General features: G+C 73.2%; 8 protein-coding genes. 7 read left to right on the forward strand and 1 reads right to left on the reverse strand.

Features of this window, described 5'->3' with window-relative positions:
- Positions 1-54: 54 nt before the first annotated feature.
- The 5 genes from AB0L34_RS17170 (at position 55) to AB0L34_RS17190 (ending at position 3230) form a co-directional block, all read left to right on the forward strand.
- Positions 55-1251 carry a mechanosensitive ion channel family protein gene (locus AB0L34_RS17170; protein ID WP_363705414.1) on the forward strand — a complete coding sequence of 399 codons (1197 nt, stop codon included), beginning with the start codon at positions 55-57 and terminating at the stop codon, positions 1249-1251.
- 435 nt (positions 1252-1686) lie between these two features.
- On the forward strand, positions 1687-2121 hold the full coding sequence (locus tag AB0L34_RS17175; RefSeq protein WP_350706272.1) for a phage holin family protein: 435 nt from the start codon (positions 1687-1689) through the stop codon (positions 2119-2121).
- The gene (locus AB0L34_RS17180; protein ID WP_363705415.1) at positions 2118-2468 is read left to right on the forward strand and encodes a DUF3618 domain-containing protein; all 351 of its coding nucleotides are present in this window, start codon (positions 2118-2120) and stop codon (positions 2466-2468) included. Before AB0L34_RS17175 ends, AB0L34_RS17180 begins: the two co-directional genes overlap by 4 nt.
- Positions 2465-2737 (forward strand): DUF4235 domain-containing protein, encoded by a 273-nt coding sequence (locus AB0L34_RS17185; protein WP_350706268.1) that lies wholly within the window; start codon positions 2465-2467, stop codon positions 2735-2737. The genes AB0L34_RS17180 and AB0L34_RS17185 overlap by 4 nt, the downstream gene beginning before the upstream one ends.
- Before the next feature lie 289 nt (positions 2738-3026).
- Entirely contained in the window at positions 3027-3230 is a 204-nt protein-coding gene (locus tag AB0L34_RS17190) for a cold-shock protein (protein ID WP_007075740.1), read from the forward strand.
- Positions 3231-3371: 141 nt separating this feature from the next.
- Here the strand turns inward: AB0L34_RS17190 and AB0L34_RS17195 are convergent, their stop codons facing one another.
- A complete protein-coding gene (locus tag AB0L34_RS17195) occupies positions 3372-3566 on the reverse strand; it encodes a hypothetical protein (protein ID WP_363705416.1) in 195 nt (64 codons plus the stop codon).
- A gap of 198 nt (positions 3567-3764) precedes the next feature.
- Between AB0L34_RS17195 and AB0L34_RS17200 the strand changes: the two genes are divergently transcribed.
- Positions 3765-4559, forward strand: coding sequence for a trans-aconitate 2-methyltransferase (locus AB0L34_RS17200; protein WP_363705417.1), 795 nt, complete (start codon positions 3765-3767; stop codon positions 4557-4559).
- Positions 4556-5581, forward strand: a complete 1026-nt coding sequence (locus AB0L34_RS17205) for an adenosine deaminase (protein ID WP_363705418.1) — start codon at positions 4556-4558, stop codon at positions 5579-5581. Before AB0L34_RS17200 ends, AB0L34_RS17205 begins: the two co-directional genes overlap by 4 nt.
- The last annotated feature ends 141 nt before the right edge of the window (positions 5582-5722 follow it).

Consider the following 5722-nt stretch of genomic DNA (forward strand, 5'->3'; position numbering starts at 1 on the left):
TTTTGGGCAATTCCCCCACAAATCGGCCCCCGGCTCCGTAAGCGGTTTAACCCCGTGAACTCCAACCCGGGCCCCCCCCCCCCCGCGCTCGCCGCGGCGGCGATCGCCCTGTTCGTCGTCGAGGTCGTGCATCGCGTGGTCCGGCGGCTCGGCCGGCGCTCGCTGCTGCTGACCGAGCTCACCGAGCACGCGCACCGGTCGAGCCAGGTCGCCGCCACGGTCCTCGCCGTCCAGTTCGCCGTCCGCTTCAGCACCGGCTACGCGGTCGGCGAGCAGTGGCGGCAGGTGCTGCTGCACGCGCTGGTGCTCGGCGTGATCGCGAGCGTCGCCTGGCTGGTCGCCTCGCTGCTCGTGGTGGCGGAGGACACGGCGCTCGCCCGGTTCCGGGTGGACGTGCCGGACAACCGGCACGCGCGGCGGGTGCGGACCCAGGTGGTGATGCTGCGCCGGTTGACCATCGCGGTGATCGTCGTCCTGGCGGTCGGCGTCATGCTGATGACCTTCCCGGCCGTACGCGGCATCGGCGCCGGCGTGCTGACCAGCGCCGGTGTCGTCGGTGTGGTCGCCGCGCTCGCCGCGCAGAGCCTGCTGGGCAACGTCTTCGCCGGCCTCCAGCTCGCCTTCAGTGACGCGGTGCGCCTCGACGACGTGGTGGTGGTCGAGGGGGAGTGGGGCCGGATCGAGGAGCTGACCCTCAGCTACGTGGTGGTGCAGATCTGGGACGACCGCCGGCTGATCCTGCCCACCTCGTACTTCACCACCAAGCCGTTCCAGAACTGGACCCGCACGGAGGCGGCCGTGCTGGGCACCGCCGAGTTCGACGTCGACTGGGCGATCCCGGTGCAGGCCATGCGGGAGGAGCTGCGCCGCCTGGTGGAGAGCACCGACCTGTGGGACGGCCGGGTCTGCGTGCTCCAGGTGACCGACGCGACCGGCGGCATGATCAAGGTGCGCGCCCTGGTCAGCGCGGCCGACGCCGGCAGCCTGTGGGACCTGCGCTGCCTGGTCCGCGAGCACCTGGTCGCCTGGATCCGGGACCAGCGGCCGACCGCGATGCCCCGGATGCGTACCGAGATCGGCGACGCGGAGAGCAACCTGCCGTGGCAGTGGGTACGGCCCCGCCGGCCGGTGCGCCGCCTCGCCGACGGCGAGGTGCCCGACGACGCCCGGGTCTTCGGCGGCAGCGACGACGGCGACGCCCGCAGCGAGGCCTTCGTCGGCCCCGACGAGCCCGCCGAAACCCGCCGCTGACCCCCGCACCCCTCAACCCCCGCGGCCCTCAACCCCCGCCCCTGCCCCTGCCCCATCCCGCCCCGCGATCTTGCGCATCGTGCCCTCCGGATGCGGAGAACGTCCGATTTGCCGGGGCGGAAGGTGCAAGATCGCGAGGCCGGGTGGGGGTCGGGGGGAGGGCAGGGGCGGGTGGGTCGTGACCTGTGGGGGCTGGGGGCGGTTGGAGGTGTGGGTGGGGTTGTGCCTCGTGGGGTGACCGGGCGGAGTGCGCTGGCTCGGGAAGTTTGACCGGGCGTTTCGTGGGGACCTGCTGCGCGACGCTTCTGCACCTCCTCCCGCGCGCCGTCCATCGGCACGGGGGACGCGGCGGCCCGGGCTCACCGGCCACCGCGCGAAGGATTGACGGGCGGCGACTCCGGGCATACAGCGCGGTGATGATGAAAGGAGGACAGCATGGCTGACGTGGCGAACGCCCGCACATCCCGCGACGGGAGCGAGCCGTCCACCGCCGAGCTGGTGCAGCGGGCCACGGAGCAGGTCTCCCGCCTGGTCCGCGACGAGCTGGCCCTGGCCCGTGCGGAGCTGACCCAGAAGGGCAAGCATGCCGGCATCGGCATCGGCCTCTTCGGCGGCGGCGGGGCGCTGGCGCTCTACGGCCTGGGCGCCCTGGTCGCCACCGCGATCCTGCTGCTCGATCTGGTGCTGCCGGCCTGGGCCGCGGCCCTGATCGTCGCGGTGGTGCTCTTCGTGATGGCCGGCATCCTCGCGCTGGTGGGCAAGAAGCAGGTCAGCCAGGCGGTCCCACCGGTGCCGGCGGCCACGGTGCGCAGCGTCCGGGCCGACGTCGACACCGTCGCCGCCGCCGTGAAGGACAGGGGGCGGGCATGACGACGGGCAACGGCCGGGGCACCGGCGACACCGAGGCGCTCCGGGAGGAGATCCGGCGGACCCGGGTCGAGTTGGGCGAGACCATGGAGGCGCTGGCCGCCAAGGCCGACGTCAAGGCGCGCCTGAGGTCCTCCGCCGACCAGGCGAAGGAGCGGATGCGGGAGCAGGCCGCGCAGACCGTGGCCCGGGTGCGTGGGCAGGCGGCGCAGAAGGCGCAGCTCGCGCGAGGGCAGGCGCAGGAGACGGGCGCGGTCGTCCGGCGCAACCCGGCGCCGTTCGTGGCCCTCGCGGCCGGTGCGGTGGCCGCCGCTATCGTGCTGTTGATCGTCCGGGGGAGGCGCGGGTGAGCAGGAACATCGGGAGGGCCGCGTACAAGCCGGTCGGCGTGCTGATGGGCATCGCCGCCGGTGCGGTCGCGGGCATGATCTTCCGGCAGGTCTGGAAGGTGACGGCGGGCGACGGCGAGGCGCCCAGCGCCACCGACGAGGACCGCGGCTGGGGCGAGATCCTGGCGGCGGCGGCCTTGCAGGGCGCCATCTTCGCGGTCGTCCGGGCCGCCGTCGACCGGGGCGGCGCGGTGGGCGTACGCCGGCTGACCGGGCACTGGCCGGACTGACCCGGCTTTCGATCGAAGGCTCCCTCGCCGTGGCGGTGAGGGGGCCTTTCGCACGGCGGTAAGCGCCCACCCAGCGGATCTTCGGCATCCGTCAGGTCACATGTCGGAGAATTTCGTCGGGTAGGCTGTGCAGAGTTTTTGCGTACGTGGTTTGCTGTTCCACGCTGTTGAGAGATGGCGTGGGTTGAGAGAAGTCTCCTTCAATGGGGGCCGCCTCAGGCGCCGCTGCTCGAAAACGGCCAATCGGCCGCACGGCGTGCTCGGCCGCCAGTTTTAGAAGGAGATACACATGGCGCAGGGAACCGTGAAGTGGTTCAACGCTGACAAGGGCTTCGGCTTCATCACCGTCGACGGCGGGGGTGCTGACGTGTTCGTCCACTTCTCGGCCATCCAGACCAGCGGCTACCGCACGCTGGAGGAGAACCAGCGGGTGGAGTTCGAGATCGCCCAGGGTCAGAAGGGTCCGCAGGCCGAGCAGGTCCGCCCCATCTGAGCACCGCTGGTCGGCAGTCGCCGACCAGTGGATGATCCGACGCCCGGATCACCAGTGAAGCCCCGTATCCCGCCCGGGATGCGGGGCTTTCCGCGTATCCGGGCGCGGTCGGCGCGTCGGGGGCGGGAGCGCAGGGGCGGCTCAGCGGCGTCGGCGGGCGCGCAGCCCGGACCAGAGCAGCGCGAGTCCGATCAGGACGACGAGCGGCCCGATGATCGCCCAGATCCGCTGGTCGGTCATCAGGCTGCCCTCGACGTAGCCGAGGCCCTGCACGGTCCAGACCGCCCCGCCGACCACGGCGAGCAGGCCGAGGGTGAGCGGCAGCCAGCCCTTCATCGTGACTCCCCTTCGTCGATCCCCGTCCCGGGGAACCGTCCGACGAGCTGCTCGCTGCCCGGCCCGATCACCCCGACGTGCCGCCCCGGCCGGGGGAAGGTCCGCTGCTCCATGCCACCGAGCCTAGTGATCCCGCTTGTGGGGCCGCGCCACGGGCCGTACGGTTAACAAGACGGACGTACGGTTTGGGAGGCTGTGATGTGGGATCCGACGACATACCTGCGCTTCGGCGACGAGCGCTCCCGGCCCTTCCACGACCTGCTCGCGCGGGTCCCGGCCGAGCGACCGCGCGCCGTGGTCGACCTCGGCTGCGGGCCCGGCAACCTGACGGAGACCCTCGCCGGACGCTGGCCGGACAGCCGCGTCGTCGGCCTCGACTCCTCCGCGGAGATGATCGCGCGGGCACACGCCACCGCGTCCCCGGTCTCCTTCGCGGTGGGCGACGTCCGGGACTGGCGGCCGGAGTCCGACGTGGACGTGGTGGTCAGCAACGCGGTGCTGCAGTGGGTCCCCGGCCATCGCGAGCTGCTCGCCCGCTGGGCGCGTGAGCTGCCCGGTGGGGCCTGGCTGGCGGTGCAGGTGCCGGGCAACTTCGACGCGCCGTCACACCGGGCGCTGCGCGAGGTCGCCGGCCGCCCGGCCTGGCGCGCCGACCTCGCTCCACTGCTGCGCGAGGCCCCGGTCGACGACGCCACCGGCTACGCCGGGTTGCTGACCGGTGCCGGCTGCGCCGTGGACGCCTGGGAGACTACCTACGTGCACCTGCTGCCGGCCCGCGCCGACGCGGACCACCCCGTGTTGACCTGGATGGAGGGCACCGCGCTCCGGCCGGTCCGCGCGGCCCTGGACGCCGCCGGCTGGGCCGACTTCCGGGCCGAACTCGGTGTACGCCTCGCGCAGGCGTACCCGGCGCGGCACGGTCAGGTGTACTTCCCGTTCCGACGCGTCTTCTTCGTCGCCCGTACCGGCGCCCGTGCAGAGGAGAACATGTGACCGACCTGCAAACCTTCATCGCCGGACTGCCCAAGGTGGAGCTGCACGTGCACCACGTCGGCTCCGCCTCGCCCCGGATCGTCGCCGAGCTGGCCGCCCGCCACGAGGGCCGCAGCCCCGTGCCCGCGGACCCGGCCGCGCTCGCCGACTACTTCGCCTTCCGCGACTTCGCGCACTTCATCGAGGTCTACCTGAGCGTCGTGGACCTCATCCGCGACCAGGAGGACGTCTGGATCCTCACCCACGAGGTGGCCCGCGAGCTGGCCCGCCAGCAGGTCCGCTACGCCGAGCTGACCGTGACGCCCTACTCGCACGTGCACCGGGGCATCCCCGCCCCGGCGTTCTGCGAGGCGATCGAGGACGCCCGCAAGCGGGCCGCGGCGGACTTCGGCATCGAGCTGCGCTGGTGCTTCGACATCCCCGGCGAGGCGGGCCTGCCGGCGGCCGAGGAGACCCTGCGGATCTCGCTGGAGGAGCGCCCGGACGGGCTGATCAGCTTCGGCCTGGGCGGCCCGGAGATCGGCGTGCCCCGGCCGCAGTTCAAGCCGTACTTCGACCGGGCCCGGGCGGCCGGCCTGCGTTCGGTGCCGCACGCCGGCGAGACCACCGGCCCGCAGACGGTCTGGGACGCGCTGCGCGACCTGGGCGCGGAGCGGATCGGGCACGGCATCTCCGCCGCCCAGGACCCGGAGCTGCTGGCCCACCTCGCCGAGCACCGGATCGGCATGGAGGTCTGCCCGACCTCCAACGTGCGGACGCGGGCGGTCGCCACCATCGACGAGCACCCGTTGCGGCAGTTGGTCGACGCCGGCCTGCTGGTCACCATCAACTCCGACGATCCGCCGATGTTCGGCACCACCCTCAACGACGAGTACGCCGTCGCGGCCCGGCTGCTCGACGCGGGCCCGGAGGGGCTGGCCGCGCTGGCCCGCAACGCGGTGACCGCCTCCTTCCTGGACCCCGCGGGCAAGCAGCGGATCGGCGCCGAGATCGACGCCTACGTGGCGGCCGCCACCCGCTGAACGGGACGGGGGAGCCGGCGCGCGGCGTGGCAGGAGAGCGTCGCGCCTCGTCCCGGAACTGCTCCGGCGGTTCGACGGCGACCGCCACCTCGACGTGGTCGCGGGCACCGCCGGGGCGGCGCTCGCGCTGCGCGCCCTGCA

The sequence above is a fragment of the Micromonospora sp. NPDC052213 genome, assembly GCF_040679695.1.
Lineage (GTDB): Bacteria > Actinomycetota > Actinomycetes > Mycobacteriales > Micromonosporaceae > Micromonospora.